We start from the raw sequence: 19,949 nt of genomic DNA on the forward strand, positions 1-19,949 counted from the left end.
GCAAATAATGGTGATCGAAATGATGTTCCGTGTGGCCGTCATCATGCGGGCTTTATGGACCGGAAAGCAGGACGCGGTCAAGGCTGCATTTCGACCCGAACCGCGCCGGGAAAAGCGCGGCGTTGGCGCATCCTCCCACATCGACTAGACTTTGCATCAAGGGAATCAGAGGGGGATTTCACCATGGTTGTGCCGCGTTCAAAATATCCGTTTTCATACGCCGCCGCCCTGGCGAGCGCTGTCTTGCTGTCTGTCTCGCTGCCGGAGACGAGTGCTCTCGCGCAATCGACAGACGCCTCGGCCCCTGTCGCCGAACAATCGGCTCCTGAACCGCAGACGCCGATCGCCGTCGCCATCATGGCGTCGATGTCACAAACCGTTCCGGAAGGGCTGCAAGCCTACTATGCCGAACGGGTCTACGCTCCGGTCTGGTTCGATCAAAACGGCCTTAGGGAAAACGCGCACCTGGCAATTGCGGCAATGGCCGAGGCCAACGATCACGCTCTCAATCCGAACAACTACAATCCCCTCGGCCTGGCGCAGCAGACCGAAACGGCGCAGACGCCGGAAGAATGGGCGGCGTTCGACCTGGAACTATCCCGCCAGTTCCTGCGCTATGCGACCCATCTTTCTTCAGGCCGGGTCCAGCCCAACAAGATCAACAAGGCCCTGAACCTCTTTCCCGACCGGCCTGATCCGAAGTCCCTGTTCGAAAATGCCGAAAAGTCGGTCGATTTCAGCGCCTTCCTCGACAGTCTGGCGCCCCAGTCGGACAATTACGCACGGCTGAAACGCCGGCTCGCCCAATACAGGCAGAAAGCGGAAACCGGCGGGTTCACATCCGTGCCAGATGGCGAGGTGCTCAAACCCGGCATGACCGATCCGCGCGTCACCGTCCTGCGTGCACGGCTTATGGAAGAAGATATCCCGGGAGCCGAAGACCATACGGGTGAGGTCTATGACGGTGCGATCGTCGAAGCGGTGAAAATTTTCCAGGAACACCACGGCCTGGCCACCGACGGCGTGATTGGCAAAAACACCCTCGCGCGCCTCAACATCCCGCTCCAGGACAAGCTCGTGCAGATGGAGCTCAACATGGAGCGCAGACGCTGGATGCGCGACTATCTCGGGGAGTTCTATGTCTTTGTGAACCTTGCGGACCAGAACCTGAAGGTGGTGCGCGACGGAAAGACGATCCTCACGACGCGAGTCGTTGTCGGCAAACCCTATCATGCGACGCCGGTCTTTTCCGATCAGCTTGAATATGTGGAGATCAATCCGTTCTGGAATGTTCCCTACTCGATCGCAACGAAAGAGTACCTGCCCAAGCTGAAACAGAATCCGTCAGCGCTCAGCCGCCAGAACATCAGGGTGTTTCAGGACGGAAACGAGGTCGCCGCAACACGGGTGGCCTGGAACAGCTATTCGGGAGGCAACTTCCCGTTCCGCCTGCGCCAGGATCCGGGTGACGGCAATGCGCTCGGCCGCATCAAGTTCATGTTCCCGAACGAATTCAACATCTACATCCACGACACACCGTCCAAGTCCCTGTTTTCGCAGGCCGAGCGTGCCTACAGCCACGGCTGTATCCGCGCCTCGAACCCGTTCGCGCTCGCTGATGTGCTGCTTGCAGACAACAACTCCACCCCAGGGCATTGGGAAGGAATTCGAGACACCCAGAAACGGACGGTGATCAAGCCGGTCGTGCCGATCGAGGTGCACCTCACCTATCTGACCGCCTGGATGAACAAGGACGGGTCAACCCACTTCCGGAAAGACATTTATGGCCGCGACGAGGTGCTTCTTGACGCGCTCAGAAAGGCGATGACGGACAACCTATAGAAGTTAAGTCGCCGTTTCTATTTGTCTTTTCTTCCTGTTTAGACAAATGAACGGACGCTGAACGTACCGCTCAGTATCAGTTCAAGCGGTGCACCTTAGTCTCCGGGCAATCGATACAGATTGTCTTCAGGAGACCCCGATGTTGAACCGCGTATTTGTCCTGCTTTTCCTGGCCCTCGTTCTGGGTGGTCCCTTCGCCGCGCTTATCGCAATTACGGATGGAACCAAGGCGTTCGGCAGCGAATTGCAGCAAAAGAGCATGTGCCTGGCGACCGGCACCGGGTGCGGCGACGGCAACATTCTGGTGACGGTGGCAGGCCGAATCTAAACCAACCTCAGCAACGTGTGGTGCAATTGACCTCAGACTTGAAGTTTTCACGCGTGTTTGGCACAGTCACCTGATGGACTACAAAGCACTTGAAGATAAGGCAGAATCCGCGGCCGACTTTCTGAAGATGATGGCGTCGGCACCCAGGCTGCTTCTGATGTGCCTCGTCCTTGAAGAGGAGCGCTGCGTCAGCGAACTTGCCGAGGCCACCGGCATGAGGATGCCGACCGTTTCACAACAGCTTTCACTCCTGCGCGCCCAGGGACTGGTCTCGACCCGCCGGGAAGGCACCACGATCTATTACCGCCTCTCAAGCGAGCCGGTCAAAGACGTCATGGCAATGCTTTACAAGCATTTCTGCGCCGATACAGACCTTCCAGTCGCAAAGCACCTGGAAACGCTCGACGCGGACTAGGGTGCGGACCCATAAATGAAGTCAATTTGGTTTGGATCGTTTTGACCAGCTGCGAGGAGCGAAAGCGCAGGAAATGTGGTTCATTTTCAAGCCTTTCGCGACGCAGCAGATGGCCAAAACGGCCAAATCCGAAGGACGGCAAAATGGCTTCACCTCGCAGCGTCACCGCGCTTGACCGGGCACAAAGCCCGCTCTACGCACGCTTCCTCGCGAGATTTTGCCATTTATGCCGCCAAATCGGCTTCATTTATGGGTCCGTACCCTAGGTGTGCTTTCCACTCAGCCTTTTCCCTCAATCCGTCAGATAGTCACCGCACTTGGGCGGGGCCTGGTCTCCCCAGGGCATCAGCGGCACTGTCGACGTGGAATTCTTCGGGCTGCCTTCAATCAGCTTGTCTGAGTAGACAAGATAAACCAGCACGTTCCGCTTCACGTCGCAGCCGCGCACGATCTGCATTTTCTTGAAGACAAGAGACCGCCGCTGGCGGAACATCTCTTCACCCTGCTCGAATTTCTCCTTGATGGTCACCGGACCGACCTGACGGCAGGCCAGGGACACGTCGGAAACCTCTTCCGCGACACCAAGCCAGCCGGACACGCCGCCTTTTTCCGGGACGGTGAAATGGCAGGCGACGCCGTCCACCAACGGATCGTCGATCGCATAGGTCGCGAGCTTGTGGTCCGGTGTCAGAAACTTCCAGACGGTCGATTTCTTGAAAATCAGGTCCGGCTCATCCGCCGAAAAGGCCGGTGCCGCGCCGAGCAAGCCGATAACCAGCGCAAGAATTCCGGCGATAGAAAAACGCATCGATTTCCCTCCGAATGCAGATCGGACTGACATGTGGTATCGATGCCAGTTCAATCAAGCAACCCGGTTGCAGTCAACAAAACAAGACGCACGCCGCGAGGGCGTGCGTTGCAAGATGTGTTCAATGTGAGCGATGAAATGCGCCCGCGTTACCGGGCCGCTTCCATGAGGATCTTCGGTTCGGACTCGCTGTCGGTCTCGTCCGCGTCCGCCGTGTTGTCCGGCCCCCCGTCATCGCCCAATCTGACAATATCCTCCGAGGACAGGTCCAGCGGCTCTTCTTCCTCCTGAGAGCCCCCGCCGTCACCTTCCAGTAGCGACGCGGCAAAATCGTTGTCCGAAACAAGTTCCGTCGCGGCTCTGTCGATCGGATTCTCGGGGACTTCAGCCGCATCTTCGCTGTCTTCTTCGACAGCGGGCGGAACCGGTTCGATACCGGCAAGCGCATCCTTCAGGTCGGCACATCTCTCGCGCGTCCAGATTTGCGGCTGGTCCAGTCCGAGTGCCTCGTCATAAGCGCGTGCGACATTGATCGGCAGGTTGAGCTCAAAGTCCGTTTTCGAAGCGAACTGCGACGCCAACGCATCATTCACCGCCGCGAAAGTATCCTTGAGCCCGAGATTCTGTTCGACGCATGCCGCTGCCGCGTCCCGCAACGTCGTGACGAAGTCGCGTGTGGTTTCAATGGCCTGAGCCACTGCCGTCGCGCCGATGGCCACCCTGCCCCTGCCGGGCATCAGCGTCGTCGGGCGGAATGCCGCGATCCGGTCAAGCGCCCTGGTCCAATCCCCCAGATGTGCATCGCCGCAATAGGGAATTGCCGATGTCTGCACAAGATCTCCGGTGAACATGACCGCGCTGCCCGGCACCCAGACAACGAGATCTCCCGTCGTGTGGCCCCGTCCGAGATGCATCAGACGAACGTCGATGCCGCCAAGGTCGATCGACATCGAGGAGGCGATGGTGAGACTCGGAAGACTGATGGTCGTCGTGGCAGGAAGCGCCTCGAACAAGTCGGGCATGCGCTCGCGGGCCACCAGAATTTCTTCCGCTCCGCGCGTGTCCATCATCCGCCTGGTCAGGTCGGACGCAACGATCTCACCGGCCTCGAATGAATTGGCGCCGAGTGAACTGTCTGCATGGAAATGCGTCAGAACCACCTGCTTGACCGGTTTGTCCGTAACGCCGCGGACTTTCTCCAGAACACGTTCGGCGTGTTCGGGCGTCGCCTGCGCATCAATGATAAGGACACCGCGCTCACCGACAATGACCCCGGTATTGGAACATCCGTCAGCGCTGTAGGCATAGCAACCACGACCCAGTTCCTCGAACCGTTCATTCGCTCCCGTCGGATTCTCGGAGTTGTTCGATTCGTTCGTCATTGCGGCCTCGCTTTCATGCCAGCTGTCTGGTTGACTTCCAGGAATTTCCGAATTGCCACACACTCTTTTTCTGTTGACCGTAGCGTCTCAGTTTCCGTCTCTGATTCGCAATTTTTCACGTCTGCATTCCTTAACTATTCCCTGTTTATCAACAGATAGGTCCGCCAATTCGTCCGCTCCAAGACTTGGCTAGCCGAAGCTCTGCGCAAATTTTGGCTTCAAAGTTGAACAATTTTCGAAGCAGCGCGGGTTGTCTTTCACCGGCGCCTTGTTCGTTTATACTTGCTAGTGACACAAAGTGGCCGGAACACGGCATGGATTTCTGCCAGCGGGATTTGGCGGATGAAACATTGCAGGGCTGGAATACATCATGTCGCGCAAAACAGGTTCCGACACCCGGACGATGCCGGACGGCTCAGGTGACAGGCCGATCCTGAAGCTGAGCCACTTCCTGCCGTATCAGCTCAATCATCTTGCCGAGACGGTCAGCCGTTCCTTTTCCAAGATCTATGCGGAGAAGTATGGAATCGGCATTCCGGAATGGCGCGTCATCGCCACGCTTGGCGAACACGAGGTCATGACGGCGCGCGATATCAGCACGGCGACGTCGATGCACAAGACCAAGGTCAGCCGCGCCGTCGCAGCGCTGGAAAAACGCGACTTTATCGCCCGGGACAGAAACCCGGACGACATGCGCGAACAGGCGCTCAGGCTCGCGCCTGCGGGAATCGCTCTTTACGAGGACATCATTCCGAAGGCTCTTGCCTATTCCGAGGATCTGCAGAATGCGCTGACGAGCGAGCAGAAACAGCTGCTTGCCTCCGTCTTTGACGAGTTGCACCGCGCCGTCCGCGAACGCGACGGGGACTGAGACTTCACCGGAACGTGTCCCGGGCGCATTAACCGAACGTGAGCGCTTTCGTTGCTATTGATGGGGACAAGGACGATACTTCTTTGGGTGAAAGACGGTTCAGGGACGAGCGATGGGGCGCCAGAAGAGAGCCAAATCCTTGCGGTTAGTGCGTGCAGTCTGTGTCGCCACAGCGCTGCTGCTGCCGTCCCATGCCGTCTACGCGGCGAGTTGCTCCGCCCTGAAATCCGAACTGCGGAAGCTGGAATCGTCAAACGGATCTCAATCGGCGGCCTCGCGCAAGTGGTCGAAGGCAAAGCGGCAGCAGGAAAAAGCGATCGCGGCGGCCTCGCGCGATGCAAGACATTTCGGATGCGCGCAGAACCGAACGGCGAAATGCACGGATCTCAACAGCAAGCTGAAACGGATGAACTCCAATCTCGCCGCGATCGAGCGTCAGCTCAAGCGATCCGGCGGGGGCGCTTCGGCGAAGAATACGAAACGCATAAGGCAGGTGCGCGCGGCGCTTGACCGTCAGGACTGCAACGCGCCGGCGAGAAACCGGCAGGCAAAGGCACAGGGCGATGCGGATCAGCCCAAGGCACAATCGTTCTTTTCCCGTCTCTTCAACGCAGGGCCGCGCGTGGAACAGACAGCGGCGCGGACCGGAGATCGCGAGATCGATACGGTCAGGCGCGCACGGCGCTCCGATGCGACGCGCCCGTCCCTTCCCTCGGGCGGTGTTTTCAGAACCCTTTGCGTGCGGACTTGCGACGGCTATTTCTTCCCGGTCAGTTTCTCGACCGACAAGAGCCAATTCGTGAATGACGCGGCCCGTTGCACGGAAATCTGTCCGGCTGCCCCGACCGAACTCTACGTTTACCGCAACCCGGGTGGAGACCAGTCGCAAATGATGTCGCTGGCCGGCATTCCGTATGCCGAGCAGCCGTTTGCGTTCCGCTACAAATCCGAATTCGTGGAAGGCTGCAGTTGCAGGCTTTCCAAGACCTCCAAGTCGCGATCTGCGTGGTCCGAGGTGAGTGTCTCGTCCGGAGGACGCCTGTTCTTTTCCGACATAAGCGCCGGTCTACCGAAGCGTTCTCTCCAACCCAGTCAGGGAGAAACATTCGAAACCGCGGACAAGGCGCCGGCGCTCCTTTCCAGACTTCCACTGAACGCCTCGCAGCTGCCGAGATACGAAGACCCGGGCACGCTTTTCAATCTCGAGAAGGGATTTGACGTCACCAAGGTTGCCGCATTCATTTCAAAGGGGTCCCTGTCCCCGGATGACGGTGCACGGCAGCGCGGTCCGTCCGCAGATGGGGACTTCCCGCTGCTTTCGCTCCGCAAGCAGAATGAAGAAGACGAGATAGAAGCCGTCTCGGTTTCACCGGTCTTCAAATCCGACGATCAGGGATTTCGACCGATGCCGGAAGGCACGCCTCCGGTCAGGGTAGTCGGTCCAGACTATTTTGTCGCCCAATAAGGGGCAGCAGCATCTTCATGTCCGGGCCGTGATCCATGCCGGTCAGAGCGCGCCGCAGAGGCATGAACAGCCCCCGGCCCTTTCGGCCCGTTTCCGATTTCAAGGCAGCCGTCCAGGTGCCCCAGGTCTCTTCAGTCACGTCGCCCTCGGGGAACAACTCCCGCGCCCGCGCGACAAAGTCCCGGTCCTCCTCATCGATGCGCGAGGCAACGGGACCCGTCACGACATTCCAGTAAAGCTCTGCGTCGCGGACAATTTCGCAATTGCCGCGCACCGTTTCCCAGAAGCCGGCACCACCGCCGACACCCAATTCGGCCAGGCGATCGCTGACGGCTTCGAAAGGCAGGTCGTGCACCAGCCGGGCATTGAGGCTCTTGAGTTCCTCGGGGTCGAACTTGGCCGACGATCTGGACACGCTGGACAGGTCGAACTTTTCGATCAGGGCATCCATATCGGAAAGCGGCTCTACCGCCTGGCTGGTCCCGGTCAGAACGGCCAGCGAGGCGACCGACATCGCTTCAAGGCCTGCCTCTCTCAACGACCCGATGGAAAGGGCTCCCTTGCGCTTTGAAAGCCCTTCGCCGTCGCGCGTTGTGAGGAGGTTGTGATGGCCGAAAACCGGCGCATCAGCTCCGAGCGCTTCGAAGATGGCGATCTGCACACCCGTGTTGGCAACATGGTCCTCACCGCGGATCACATGCGTCACGCCCATGTCGATATCATCGACAATGGATGGCAACGTGTAGAGATAGGTGCCATCCGCGCGGATCAGCACCGGGTCGGACAGCGATGCCAGATCGACAGACTGGCTGCCCCGGCACAGATCATCCCACGTGACATCCGTCCGTCTCGTTTCAAAGGGGTCGCCGTCGTGGTTCGGCAGAACGAAGCGCCAATGGGGTTTCCGGCCTTCAGCCTCGAACGCAGCCTGCTCTTCTTCGGACTGCTTCAGTCCGGCGCGGTCATAGACCGGAGGCCTGCCCAGCGCGCGCTGGCGCGAGCGGCGGCGCTCCAGTTCGTCCGGCGTTTCGTAGCAAGGATATAGAAGACCGGCGTCCTTCAGTTTCTGCGCGGCCGCGTCATAACTCGGCACCCGTTCCGACTGGCGCTCGATCACGTCCGGTGCAATACCGAGCCAGCGCAGATCCCTCTCGATGGAGTCCGCATATTCGGCCTTCGACCGCTCAAGATCGGTGTCGTCGAACCGCAGGATGAAGCGGCCATTCTGTTTCCTGGCGAATAGCCAGTTGAAGAGCGCGGGACGGCTGTTGCCGATGTGGATGTGGCCGGTCGGTGACGGCGCAAAACGAACAGTGACAGTCATGGCGCCTCAGTTAGCCCCTGAAACGGGGGACGGCAACCGAAAAGTGCGGTCAGTCCGCACCCGCCTGCCGGGCGCGGTAGGCGCGTGCCATCAGGGACAGGATCAGGACGAAGACGAGGCAATAAAGCCCCATGCCCATGATCTGAACATCCAGCGATACGCCGATGTCAATCAGCCAGCCAACCAGAAACGGCCCTGCAGCCGAGGCAAAGACCATGATGGAGAAGGCCATCGCGCGGATCGCCCCCATGTGGCGCGTGCCGTAAACCTCCGGCCAGAAGGAACCGACAAGCGTTCCGTTGAAACCGTTGCCGATGCCCACGAGCCCGAGAAAGACAAAAGCCGCGGCCTGTGCATGAATATTTGCCAGGACAAAGCAGGCAACGCACAGCGGCAAAAGCGTATAGGGCAGCAGCTTTCTTGCCGAGAACCTGTCGATCAGCGGACCGATCACCAGCGAGGCGGCCACCACGCCACCGGCCATGAACAGGAATGCGCTCACGAAAACTTCCAGCGACCAGCCCCGAAGCTCGACCAGATAGACCTGGTGAAACAGGATCGCGGTGCCGATGAAGGCCGGCGCATTGATGCCGCATGAGACGAGCCAGAACCGGGCATCGCGGAACACCTCGCCGCGCGTCCACTGTCGGCCCTCCACCTTGAGCGAAGCGACTTCCGCCTTTGACGGGATGCGATCCTTCGCCAAGAGCCAGAACAGGACGGGAAGCGCAACACAGACCAGCACCAGAGCGGCGACATACCAGGCCCCGCGCCAGCCGATCACGCCACTCAACAGGACGAAACAGAACGGGAAGATCGCCTCGGCCGTCGGAAAACCGAGCATGGCTATGGACACCGCCCTGCCCCGCTGCGCGGAAAACCACCGTCCCGCCGTGGTCACCGATGTGTGGGTCATCATTCCCTGGCCGCACAGGCGCAGACCGTAAAAGGCCAGCGCAACCATCCAGACCGCGAAGGCATTCGCGAGGGCAACGCAAAACAGGGCAAAGCCGACGACAACGACCAGCGCGATCTTCTGCGCCGGAAAATGGTCGAGGCTCTTGCCGACATAGGGAAGCGTGAGCGCGCTGCCGAGGGTTGCCAGCATGTAGAGCATCCCCAGGTCGCCGTGGCTCAGGCCGAACTCGGCGCGCAGGTCACCGGCGGACAGCGAGATGAAGAACGTCTGGCCGAAACCGGAAAAAGTGGCGAGCAAATAACTCGCGGACAGCCAGCGCGCATTGTCGCGCAGGAAAGCAAAATAAGACATACACGCCAAGCCGATTGCCCGGAACGGGCCCGAAGGAAAGGGAACGGCTCCGGTGTGGCCTTAAGTGCGATCCCGGAACCGGTTCGTGATGGGATAACGGCGGTCTTTTCCGAAATTCCGCTCCGTTATCTTGACGCCGGGAGGTGCCTGGCGCCGCTTGTATTCGGCAATATAGAGCAAATGCTCGATCCTGTGAATCAAAGCCCTGTCGTGGCCGCGTTTCTCGATCTCGCTGACGGACATTTCCTCCTCGACAAGGCATTCCAGAATGTCGTCGAGCACATCGTATGGCGGCAGGGAATCCTGGTCCGTCTGGTTTTCCCTCAGCTCGGCCGTGGGAACCTTGGTGATGATGTTGGACGGGATCACCTCCCCGTCCGGTCCGAGCAGCCCCGCAAGCGCGTTGGCATTCCGCCATCCGGCCAGGTGATAGACCTGTGTCTTGTAGAGATCCTTGATCGGATTGTAGCCACCGTTCATGTCGCCGTACAAGGTGGCGTAGCCAACCGACATTTCCGACTTGTTGCCGGTGGTCATGACCATGTGGCCAAACTTGTTCGAGACCGCCATCAAGATCACGCCACGTGCGCGCGATTGCAGGTTTTCCTCGGTGGTGTCCTCTTCAGTTCCCTCGAACAGTCCGCTCAGCGCCGACCTGAACCCTTCCACGGGTTCGGCAATCGGCACGGTGTCATAGCGGATGCCGAGCGCGGATGCGCAGGCGGCCGCGTCCGCAATGCTTTCCTCCGACGTGTATCTGTAAGGCAGCATGATCGCGTGGACCCGGTCGGCACCGAGTGCATCAACCGCCATGGCCGCGCAGATTGCGCTATCGATCCCGCCGGAGAGGCCGAGCACGACGCCCGGAAACCCGTTCTTGTCGACATAGTCGCCAAGACCCATGACGCAGGCGCGCCAATTGGCTTCGTCGAGGCCCGGAAGTTTCACCACATCGCCCGTTTCGCACGTCCAGCTTTCGCCGTCGCGGCGCCAGTCGCTGAAGGCAAGCGACGTCTCGAACTGCGGCATCTGGAATGCGAGGGAGCGGTCCGCCTGCAGCGCAAAGGACCCGCCATCGAAAACCAGTTCGTCCTGCCCGCCGACCTGGTTGCAGTAGACAAGAGGCAGCCCGGTTTCGACAACCCGCGACACCACGACCTGTAGCCGCTCTTCCGCACGATTGACCCAGTAGGGCGACCCGTTCGGAACCAGAAGCAGTTCCGCGCCCGTTTCCTCCAGGCACTCGCACACTTCGTCGTTCCAGATGTCCTCGCAGACCGGCAAGCCAATGCGGACACCCCGGAAATCGACCGGTCCGGGCAAAGGACCGGCAGTGAACACCCGCTTCTCGTCGAACACGCTGTAGTTGGGCAGGTCGTACTTGTAACGGATGGCGCGGACCTCGCCGCCATCCAGCAGAAGCACCGCGTTGTACACCTTGCCGTCTTCGGCCTGCCAGGGTGTGCCGATCACGAGAGCCGGACCGCCGTCGGACGTCTCTTCAGCCAGATCTTCGGCCGCTTCCATGCATTTGCGAACAAAGGCGGGCTTCAGAACCAGATCTTCCGGCGGGTAACCCGACAGGATGAGCTCGGAGCACAGCATGATATGCGCACCGGCTTCCGCAGCCTGCTTTCTGGCTTCACGAACGAGCTCTGCGTTCCCGGAAACGTCGCCGAGCGTGGGATTGAGCTGTGCGACAGCCAGTCTGAAGTGATCGGAAATCATGGAACCCGTTCCAGGAAAAGACATTCCTGCTGATTTAGCGGCAAGCAGGTCGCGTTGCAATATTTCAAATCGGAAGGCAGGTGCGTGCGGCCTCCGCCGTCAGCCGGGCGCGACAAGACACGCCGTGTCAGAAGGAGTGTGCACTCTCAGAGCAGCGCGAGACCGCTGTCGTCTTCTGCGGGGGGCTCAGCATCCGCGACCGGTTCGCCCGGCGGCTGCTGGACGTCGGCGATATTGAGCTTGCGCGTCGGTTTCTGCGAACCCAGACCCTTGATGCCCTTCGAGCGGCCGTGCATGTCCTGCCGTTCGAGAATTTCGCCGATGTGCCGGTAAAGGATCGCCGGCGCGATCGGTTTGGCAACGAAGCCATGGACGCCGATCGTGATGGCTTCCATGATCGTCGCGCGGTTGGCATGCGCGGAAATGACGAGGACGGGAATTGTGGAAATCACCGGATCCCGGTCGCCGCGCAGGATCCGCAAGAATTCGCTTCCGCCGAACGGGTTCATGACCCAATCCAGGAGGACGACATCCGGCTTCCTGTCGACGACAAGTTCGAGCGCTTCCGCGCCATCGCTTGCTTCAAAGATCGAGCGGATGCCAAACCCTGTCAGAACAGAGCGCAGGATCGTACGCATATGCGGATTGTCATCTGCAATCAGGCAGGAAATTCTGGACAGATCCCACTTCTCGCGCACCCTCGCGTCTCCTCCGGAAATTTTGCGGTTCTCCAGATATGGAGCGCGAGCGTTAAATGTGGCTTACCTCGTGCAAAATGACTGTCCAAATTACCTAAAAAGGCGGCAAAAGCTGCCTTTTTGGTTAACAGTTGGTGACCGCTGACCAGCGGACCTTAAGCACTCGCGGCAATCGGTGCAGCCTGACGGCCGTCGCGTTCCTTCTTGAGGTTCTCCGCAATCAGGAAAGCCAGTTCCAGAGCCTGGTCGGCGTTCAGGCGCGGGTCACAATGGGTGTGATAGCGATCGCCGAGCTGTTCGGCGGTCAGGGCGTGCGCCCCTCCGGTGCATTCGGTCACGTTGCGGCCGGTCATTTCGACATGGACACCCCCTGCATGCGTCCCCTCGGCGCGGTGCACTTCGAAGAAGGATTCCACCTCCTTCAGGATGCGGTCGAACGGACGTGTCTTGTATCCGCCCGCCGTGATCGTGTTGCCATGCATCGGGTCGCACGACCAGATCACCGACTTGCCTTCACGCTCCACGGCACGAACAAGCTGCGGCAGGTGTTCAAACACCTTTTCCGACCCGAAACGGGCGATCAGCGTCAGCCGTCCGGGTTCATTTTCCGGGTTGAGAATGTCGATCAGCTCAAGCAGGCCGTCCGGCGTGAGCGACGGACCGCATTTCAGGCCGATCGGGTTCTTGATGCCGCGGAAGAATTCGACATGCGCATGGTCCGGCTGGCGCGTCCTGTCGCCGATCCAGAGCATGTGACCGGACGTGGCGTACCACTCGCCGGACGTGGAATCGACACGCGTCAAGGCCTCTTCGTAGCCGAGAAGCAGCGCCTCGTGGCTGGTGAAGAAATCGGTACCGCGCATTTGCGGCACGTTTTCGGAGCTGATGCCGCAGGCACGCATGAAGGCAAGCGCTTCGGTAATGCGGTCGGCCAGTTCCTTGTACCGGTGGCCCTGCGGGCTATCGGTGATGAAACCGAGCATCCACTGATGCACCTGGTCCAGGTTCGCGAAACCGCCCTGCGCGAAGGCACGCAGCAGGTTCAGCGTTGCGGCAGACTGGCGATAGGCCATCGCCATGCGGCTCGGATCCGGGATCCGGCTGCCGGAACTGAAGTTGATGTCGTTGATGATGTCACCGCGGTAGCTCGGCAGCTCGACATCGTTCTTCGTTTCAAAGTTGGAAGACCGAGGCTTGGCGAATTGCCCGGCGATGCGCCCGACCTTAACAACCGGCTGGCTGGCCGCGTAGGTCAGCACGACGGCCATCTGCAGGAACACGCGGAAAAAGTCGCGGATGTGATCCGGATGGTGTTCGGCGAAACTCTCGGCGCAATCGCCGCCCTGGAGAAGGAAACCGTTGCCGGCTGCAACGTCGGCAAGCTGCTGCTTCAGAGCGCGCGCTTCGCCTGCAAAAACCAGCGGCGGATACGTCGACAGGCGCTGTTCAACATCCGCCAAAGCCTCTTGATCCGGGTATTCCGGCACCTGCAAGATCGGCTTCGATCTCCAAGTCTCCGGGCTCCACTTCTCCGCCATTTTTCCTACTCCTACAGGACGCGCGCAAATTCTCTCATGGTGGCGCACCGTCCGAGACATTTTCATTGGTATACGCTTGCCGCACGGCAGCAAACGTGCGGCGTTATACACGCCGAAGGACGGTAACGCCACAGTTCAATCAGGCAATTTTCATCAGCTTCCCGGCGAGCTGTCCGTCATCGCGAAACGCGCGGACAATTTCGGCCTTGACCGGGATCATGGCGACGCCGGGTCTCGTGCCTCACCATGGCCTTGCGACAAGATAGGACAGTCTCATGCCATCTCCAAGACTGGAGCACAGCCACCGACCCGATGATATCGCGTCCAGGCTTTCCGCAAAACCGCAGGCCAGCTACCTCAGGGACTGGATCTACGGCGGCATTGACGGTGCCGTCACCACCTTTGCCATCGTTGCCGGTTCGGTCGGCGCGGCGCTTTCGGCCAAGACGATCCTGATCCTCGGCGTGGCCAACCTGCTGGCCGACGGTTTTTCCATGGCGGCGGCCAATTACAGCGGAACAAAGTCGGAGGAAGAAGACTACGCCCGGCTTCTGTCCATCGAGGAAAAGCATATCGACCTCGTCCCGGAGGGCGAGCGGGAAGAAATCCGGCAGATCTTCGGATCGAAGGGCTTCGGCGGCAAGGATCTGGACGACCTCGTCCGGCTGGTCACGTCGAACAGGGCGACGTGGATCGAAACGATGATGCAGGCGGAGTACGGGCTCAGTTCCACGGCCCGGTCTCCTGTCAAGGCGGCCCTGGCGACCTTCACCGCGTTTCTCGTTTGCGGCAGCCTGCCGCTGCTGCCCTTTCTCGCCGGCTCCGGTTCTTCGGAAATTCAAACCACCGCCCTGACGGCTCTCGCATTCTTCCTCATCGGCTCCATCAAGTCGCGCTGGTCGGCAAAGTCTTGGGTCGTGTCCGGACTGGAAACAACCGGCATAGGACTGTGCGCCGCCGGTATCGCCTATCTTGCCGGCGCCCTGCTCCACGGGCTCATCGCCTGACGGTCACCGCCTCAGCGGCTGCGCAGCGGCGCATCGATATATGTCAGGTTTCTTGATGCGATGGCCGCGTCGATCACCTCGCGAAGGCGGTCCGGCAGCACGACCGCGCGCGGATAGGCAGGATTGTGCCGGTCGCGAAGAACCGGCACGTGCCAACCGTCGGTGGTATCGAGAAAGTGTTCGATCCCCTCCTCGCCCCACAGGCTGAAAAAGCCCGCCAGGACACAATCCAGGTAGCTTTGCAGGATCGGATGCGTTTCCGTCCCCCAGCGATTGTGTTCTGCCGCGCCCACGAAGACGAAAAGATCGCCCGGTCCGTTCGCCTGCTCCGCGTCGCATCGAAAGGCGCCGCCCACAGCTTCCACCTTGCGGTATCTCTTTTCCCGTTTTTCCAGATCCTTCAGGCGCGATCGGGGCTCACGCACCATCACGCCCCTTATCTCGCTGCCCGGTGCTTCGCGCACGCTCAGGGCACAGCGCCCCTGTCCATCCTCGCCCATTCCGCAGACCCGCCACTCGCGGACCCAGCCACGAAGCCTGCCTGGCGTCACCGTTGCACTGGCCGGGATCGTGTCGGCATTGACGAGAGAGCCATATCCAAAATATGTGATCGTCATTGAGTGCAGGTCTCAGATCTGTTGTTAGCCGACAACACGAAGCCGAAGGTCATCATGATTGTTCCATCCCTTTCCAACCACGATGTCGCGGCGATGCGGGACGATACACCCGGTGTAGGGCAGCTGATCCATTTTAACAATGCCGGCACGGGGCTTGCCCTCGGGCCGTCCCTTGATGCCGTCAAGGCGCATCTCGACCTCGAGGCAACGCTCGGCGGCTATGAAGCGGCGAGCGCGAACAGCGCCGGGATGGACGCGTTCTACACGAGCCTTGCCGCCCTGATCGGCAGCAAACCCCATGAAATCGCCTATGTCGAGAATGCCACGCGCGCCTGGGACATGGCTTTCTACGGTATCGACTTTCGCGAGGGGGACCGGATCATCACGGGCCGCGCGGAATATGTTTCGAACTACGTCGCCTTTTTGCAGATGAAACGGCGCAAGAATATCGAGATCGACCTTATCGAGGACGATGCAAGCGGCCAGATCGATCTTGCCGCGCTCAAGGCCGCGATCACCCCGAAGACGCGCCTGATCGCCCTGACGCATATTCCGACCTTCTCCGGGCTCATCAATCCGGCAGAGGAAGTCGGCGAAATCGCGCGCTCCGCAAAGCTTCTCTATCTTCTGGATGCCTGCCAGTCGGCGGGCCAGATCCCCCTGAATGTCAGCGACATCGGCTGTCACGTGCTGTCGGGAACAGGACGCAAGTATCTTCGCGGGCCGCGGGGCACGGGGTTCCTTTATGTCAGCGACGATGTTCTGGACCAGATCGAACCGCCTTTCATCGACCTTCAATCCGCCAACTGGCTGGACGACAACTCCTATGAACTCGTCCCGCATGCGATGCGCTTCGAAACCTGGGAGCGATACGTCGCGGGTCAGATCGGCCTTGGCGTCGCCGTCAGTTACGCCATCGGCTACGGCATGGAGCGCATTGGCAACCGTATCTGCGCGCTCGGAGCACAACTTCGGACCGAACTGTCAGCGGTCAAGGGTGTGGCGCTGCACGACAAGGGAGCCCGCAAGGGCGGGATCGTCACCTTCGCCGTCGACGGCGAAACGCCCGCCCAGACGCAGGCGAGACTGTCTTCGGCAGACATCAACGTCTCGGTGAGCAAGGGAACATCCGCGCAGATAGACCTGCCGCACAGAGGGCTTGAATCCGTGGTCCGGGCGTCGCTGCATGCGTTCAACACGGAGGACGAAATAGAACGCTTCGTTAAGACTCTTGGCAGTTTAGCCTGAGTTTCCGCCGAAAATCCGAGGTTTAGAAGCTGACGTTAAGTTCCCTCTGCTATCCGAAGAGATGGATTGAGGAGGGAATTCGCCTTGTTCGAGCGCGACATGAATGCCGGCACGGCCGGGGACACAGATACTGTTAGGTCCGCGACCGGGCGTCAGATCAAGGTGTGGATCTACGGGCTGGCAGCGCTCCTGATCGCGATGTCTGCCGCGTCCCTGACATTCATTGCCCATCTTGCCTGGGTCGAAGCGGACCGGCGATCGCTTGAAAGCGAAAAACTGCGCTTTTCCGGGAACCTCGACACCTACACCCAGATGATTGCGATCGACCAGTTCGACCTCGCGCAATGGGACGATACCTTTACCGCGCTTCAGAGACCGGCTGACCGTGCGTTCATCAAGGATCAGCTTGTTCTCGATCTTTGGGAAACGTTCGATCTGGAAAGAACCTTTGTCGTGGCCACCGACGGCGCGCTGATCGCCCAGGCCGTTGAGGATCACACCCGGTTTCCGGACAAGAAAACGGAGGCTGCGCCGGTGCTTCGCCAACTGGCCGAACGCACGCGGGCGGCTTTCGACGAGAGAAAACGGCGATCGAACTCCGCATTCGCCGACTGGTATCTGCCCCAGTCGGTCCTGCTGGACGTATCGATTTCCGAGTTTGCCATCGTCGACGGGCAGCCCGCGCTTCTTGTCGCGGTCCCGGTCCTGCCGGACTACGGCGATGTCGATGCCAATGACGATTACCCGGCTGTTCTCATAAATGCCGTCTATGTCGACGAGGCCATGGTCGCCGAGCTGAATGAAACTCTCGACTATCGTGATTTGCGCTACATTGCCGGCCAACCGGAGCGCAACCATCCGACCAATCAGCTGATCCGGGCGGCCGATGGCACGGTCATCGGATACTTCCGCTGGGACCAGGAAAAACCGGGACACCAGATCTGGCTGATGGCGTTGCCGCTCATCCTGCTGATGACGGTGATCATTTCGACCGTTGCCTTTGCCGCTGCCGCCAAAATCAGCCGCCTGTCATCGCAGCTCGAGGAGAGCGAGCGCAAGAACCATCATTTCGCGAACCACGATACGCTCACCGGGCTGCCCAACCGGCACCATTTCTCCGACCGTCTGGCCTATTCGATCGACAGTCTTCCGGACAAGGGATTTGCGCTGTTCGCCTGTGATCTCGACCGGTTCAAACCGATCAACGACACCTATGGCCATGAAGCGGGTGACAAGGTCCTGTGCGTCGTTGCCGACCGGTTCAAACGTCAATTCAGCGAAGATTCCGTTGTCTGCAGGATCGGCGGAGACGAATTCATCGTCCTGGTGACAAAATACGAAAGCGCGAACGAGCTTGAGGAGATTGCCGAAAGCTTGCGGACATCCATGTCCGTTCCGATCGAAATCGGCGGCGGAAACAGCGTCCAGATCGGCGTCAGCGTCGGCATCGCCACGGCGCCCGAGTGCGGGTTGAACGACAAGGACCTGATCCGGCTTGCGGACCTCGCCCTTTACCGGGCCAAGGAAAACGGCCGCAACACGGTCGAGTTTGCGGCGCCGCGAACCCTTCATGCGGGCAACGCGGACCTTTCAACGACCGCCCAGTCCAAGGCAAGTTAGGGTCAGGACAACTCGAGTTGCGGCGCCTCCACGGATACGCTCACGCAACCTCAAGAACAATTTACCTCTTTTACTGCTATTCGCACCCGTTATTAATCAATTTGCGCCTTAATCATCTCTCAAATCTCAAACGAAGACTAAACCAGATGTAGTAGAGAGAGCACCCGCAACTTGAGCGAATTCCGGAGACGATACAGCGACCAGGCTCCCCGGCTCGCCAGACAGCACATATCGCGTCTGGCGTTCGCGCTGGCGGCTCTCCTGATTGCCGTAACCTCGGTTTCCCTGCTCTTCGTCGGCTTCGTGGCGACCCGTGCCTCGACGCAACAGACCATTGCCAACGAAGAGCGCCTGTTCCGCAGTGTTGTCGCCGACCAGCAAATCACGATCGTCAGAGAACAGATCGGCATCGCCTCATCGGACCTTTCGGTGACCAAGCTGGTCAGGACCTTCGATCCCGCCTATGCCCGTGAAGCTTTCGACACGCTTTGGACCAACTACCGGCATGACAAGCTGATCCTCATTTCCGGCAACCGGCAGGTTTTGGCGGAATCCTTCCGGGACTATACGCATATCGTGACACGGCCCCTGGCCGAGACACCGGAACTGGCGACGATCGTCGACGAGCTGACGACGAAATACATGCTCAACCGTGTACGGGTTCCGGGCGGGTTCGGCCATCGGTCGCTGCAGGACCTTGACGCCGCCACCTTTGCGATGACGGGTTTCGTGCGCATTGACGGGAAGCCTGCCCTCTATGGTGCCATGCCGATCATTCCCGACCGGTACGAGACGACACTGCCCGACGGCGCACCCATGATCCTCCTGTCCGCGCTTTTTATCGACGAGGCGCTGCAGAAAAAACTGAATGCGCAGCCCGCGTTCCGGTCCTTCGTTTTTGAAGAAACCGTTCCTGCCCGGATGGAAGGACCGTTTCATCTGATTTCGGACAGTGCGGACACTCCGATCGGCGTTTTCCGCTGGAAAAGCGAATCTGCCAGCGCATCGATCTGGCCGACGATCATTCCCGTAATCGCCATCTTGAGCGTCGCGCTCGGCACGCTTGCCTTCGGTATTGCCTGGCGGATCGGACGCCTGACGACGTCCCTGCAGGCGAGTGAACAGCAAAACCGCTATCTTGCCCTTCACGACACGCTATCTGGTCTCGGCAACCGGCTGTTGTTCAACAGGGTGCTCGATTCATCCGCGAAGGAGCTGCCGGACAAGCGTTTTGCGGTTCTTCACTGCGACCTCGACAAGTTCAAGTCCGTGAATGACACCTTTGGACATGCGGCGGGCGACACGGTGATCAGGACCATCGCGGAGCGGCTGAAAGCCGGTGTCGGGCGGCAGGGTCTCGTTTGCCGGATCGGCGGCGACGAGTTCATGGTCATTTACAGGAACGAGACGACACGCGGTCACCTGAAGGCCCTGTGCGATACCCTGATTGCCTCGGCTCAGGAGCCCGTGCCGCTGAGCGACGGCAAACAAACCGCCGTGGGGCTCAGCATCGGCATCGCGAGAGCGCCGGAAGACGGCAGCGATCCGGAGCAACTCGTCGGCTTCTCCGATGCAGCGCTCTATCATTCCAAGGCGCTCGGCCGGAACTGCTTCTCCTTTTTTGCCGAGACGCCTGCAGCTGAAGGCACATGGACAGCCGAACTGGGCGAAGCCGCGGACGCGCCACCGCCGGACCTCAAGAAAGCGAACGGTTAGAGCATCGCCCGATGCGCTAGACAAACGAAAACCGAACCCGTTTCCAGGTCCGGTTTCCTCTGTCATGAAAGT

Annotated in this window: 17 protein-coding genes; 9 read left to right on the plus strand and 8 right to left on the minus strand. The window is 59.9% G+C overall.

The genetic code is table 11. The features are described from left to right. The first annotated feature begins 183 nt into the window (after positions 1-183). From ACO08A_RS27985 to ACO08A_RS27995, 3 genes are all read left to right on the plus strand, one after another. Positions 184-1,842, plus strand: coding sequence for a L,D-transpeptidase family protein (locus tag ACO08A_RS27985; RefSeq protein ID WP_422039126.1), 1,659 nt, complete (start codon positions 184-186; stop codon positions 1,840-1,842). 139 nt (positions 1,843-1,981) lie between these two features. After that, positions 1,982-2,170, plus strand: a complete 189-nt coding sequence (locus ACO08A_RS27990; RefSeq protein WP_421982534.1) for a sugar transporter — start codon at positions 1,982-1,984, stop codon at positions 2,168-2,170. 73 nt (positions 2,171-2,243) lie between these two features. Then, positions 2,244-2,585, plus strand: coding sequence for an ArsR/SmtB family transcription factor (locus ACO08A_RS27995; protein WP_422039127.1), 342 nt, complete (start codon positions 2,244-2,246; stop codon positions 2,583-2,585). A gap of 292 nt (positions 2,586-2,877) precedes the next feature. Here ACO08A_RS27995 and ACO08A_RS28000 read toward each other — a convergent pair whose 3' ends face one another. Together ACO08A_RS28000 and ACO08A_RS28005 are read right to left on the minus strand one after the other, a co-directional pair. Next, positions 2,878-3,393 carry a CreA family protein gene (locus ACO08A_RS28000; protein ID WP_422039128.1) on the minus strand — a complete coding sequence of 172 codons (516 nt, stop codon included), beginning with the start codon at positions 3,391-3,393 and terminating at the stop codon, positions 2,878-2,880. 149 nt (positions 3,394-3,542) lie between these two features. Further along, complete coding sequence (locus ACO08A_RS28005; RefSeq protein WP_422039130.1) at positions 3,543-4,775, minus strand: MBL fold metallo-hydrolase; 1,233 nt, start codon at positions 4,773-4,775, stop codon at positions 3,543-3,545. Positions 4,776-5,145: 370 nt separating this feature from the next. Here ACO08A_RS28005 and ACO08A_RS28010 point away from each other — a divergent pair, with 370 nt between their 5' ends. Both ACO08A_RS28010 and ACO08A_RS28015 read left to right on the plus strand, forming a co-directional pair. Further along, a complete protein-coding gene (locus ACO08A_RS28010; protein ID WP_422039132.1) occupies positions 5,146-5,646 on the plus strand; it encodes a MarR family winged helix-turn-helix transcriptional regulator in 501 nt (166 codons plus the stop codon). A 148-nt stretch (positions 5,647-5,794) separates the two neighbouring features. Then, a complete protein-coding gene (locus ACO08A_RS28015) occupies positions 5,795-7,111 on the plus strand; it encodes a DUF2865 domain-containing protein (RefSeq protein WP_422041828.1) in 1,317 nt (438 codons plus the stop codon). On the opposite strand, the gene gltX is transcribed toward ACO08A_RS28015, so the two are convergent. From gltX to ACO08A_RS28040, 5 genes are all read right to left on the minus strand, one after another. Continuing rightward, complete coding sequence (gene gltX, locus ACO08A_RS28020) at positions 7,074-8,435, minus strand: glutamate--tRNA ligase (RefSeq protein ID WP_422039133.1); 1,362 nt, start codon at positions 8,433-8,435, stop codon at positions 7,074-7,076. The two genes, ACO08A_RS28015 and gltX, sit on opposite strands and share 38 nt — an antisense overlap. Positions 8,436-8,484: 49 nt before the next feature. Beyond that, entirely contained in the window at positions 8,485-9,705 is a 1,221-nt protein-coding gene (locus ACO08A_RS28025) for an MFS transporter (RefSeq protein WP_422039134.1), read from the minus strand. A 60-nt stretch (positions 9,706-9,765) separates the two neighbouring features. Continuing rightward, the gene (locus ACO08A_RS28030) at positions 9,766-11,433 is read right to left on the minus strand and encodes an NAD+ synthase (protein WP_422039135.1); all 1,668 of its coding nucleotides are present in this window, start codon (positions 11,431-11,433) and stop codon (positions 9,766-9,768) included. A 146-nt stretch (positions 11,434-11,579) separates the two neighbouring features. Further along, on the minus strand, positions 11,580-12,131 hold the full coding sequence (locus tag ACO08A_RS28035; protein WP_422039136.1) for a response regulator: 552 nt from the start codon (positions 12,129-12,131) through the stop codon (positions 11,580-11,582). Positions 12,132-12,286: 155 nt separating this feature from the next. Then, on the minus strand, positions 12,287-13,669 hold the full coding sequence (locus tag ACO08A_RS28040) for a class II 3-deoxy-7-phosphoheptulonate synthase (protein WP_421982524.1): 1,383 nt from the start codon (positions 13,667-13,669) through the stop codon (positions 12,287-12,289). A gap of 275 nt (positions 13,670-13,944) precedes the next feature. On the opposite strand from ACO08A_RS28040, the gene ACO08A_RS28045 reads away from it, so the two are divergent. After that, a complete protein-coding gene (locus ACO08A_RS28045; protein WP_422039137.1) occupies positions 13,945-14,676 on the plus strand; it encodes a VIT1/CCC1 transporter family protein in 732 nt (243 codons plus the stop codon). An 11-nt stretch (positions 14,677-14,687) separates the two neighbouring features. Here the strand turns inward: ACO08A_RS28045 and ACO08A_RS28050 are convergent, their stop codons facing one another. Next, the gene (locus ACO08A_RS28050) at positions 14,688-15,293 is read right to left on the minus strand and encodes a gamma-glutamylcyclotransferase family protein (protein ID WP_422039138.1); all 606 of its coding nucleotides are present in this window, start codon (positions 15,291-15,293) and stop codon (positions 14,688-14,690) included. Positions 15,294-15,347: 54 nt separating this feature from the next. Between ACO08A_RS28050 and ACO08A_RS28055 the strand changes: the two genes are divergently transcribed. The 3 genes from ACO08A_RS28055 to ACO08A_RS28065 all read left to right on the plus strand — a co-directional run bounded on the left by ACO08A_RS28055 (position 15,348) and on the right by ACO08A_RS28065 (position 19,877). Beyond that, complete coding sequence (locus ACO08A_RS28055) at positions 15,348-16,541, plus strand: aminotransferase class V-fold PLP-dependent enzyme (protein ID WP_422039139.1); 1,194 nt, start codon at positions 15,348-15,350, stop codon at positions 16,539-16,541. 84 nt (positions 16,542-16,625) lie between these two features. After that, the gene (locus ACO08A_RS28060) at positions 16,626-18,161 is read left to right on the plus strand and encodes a diguanylate cyclase domain-containing protein (protein ID WP_422039140.1); all 1,536 of its coding nucleotides are present in this window, start codon (positions 16,626-16,628) and stop codon (positions 18,159-18,161) included. A 171-nt stretch (positions 18,162-18,332) separates the two neighbouring features. Continuing rightward, the gene (locus ACO08A_RS28065) at positions 18,333-19,877 is read left to right on the plus strand and encodes a diguanylate cyclase domain-containing protein (RefSeq protein ID WP_422039141.1); all 1,545 of its coding nucleotides are present in this window, start codon (positions 18,333-18,335) and stop codon (positions 19,875-19,877) included. Positions 19,878-19,949: the final 72 nt, after the last annotated feature.

The sequence above is a fragment of the Roseibium sp. genome, assembly GCF_965232425.1.
Lineage (GTDB): Bacteria > Pseudomonadota > Alphaproteobacteria > Rhizobiales > Stappiaceae > Roseibium.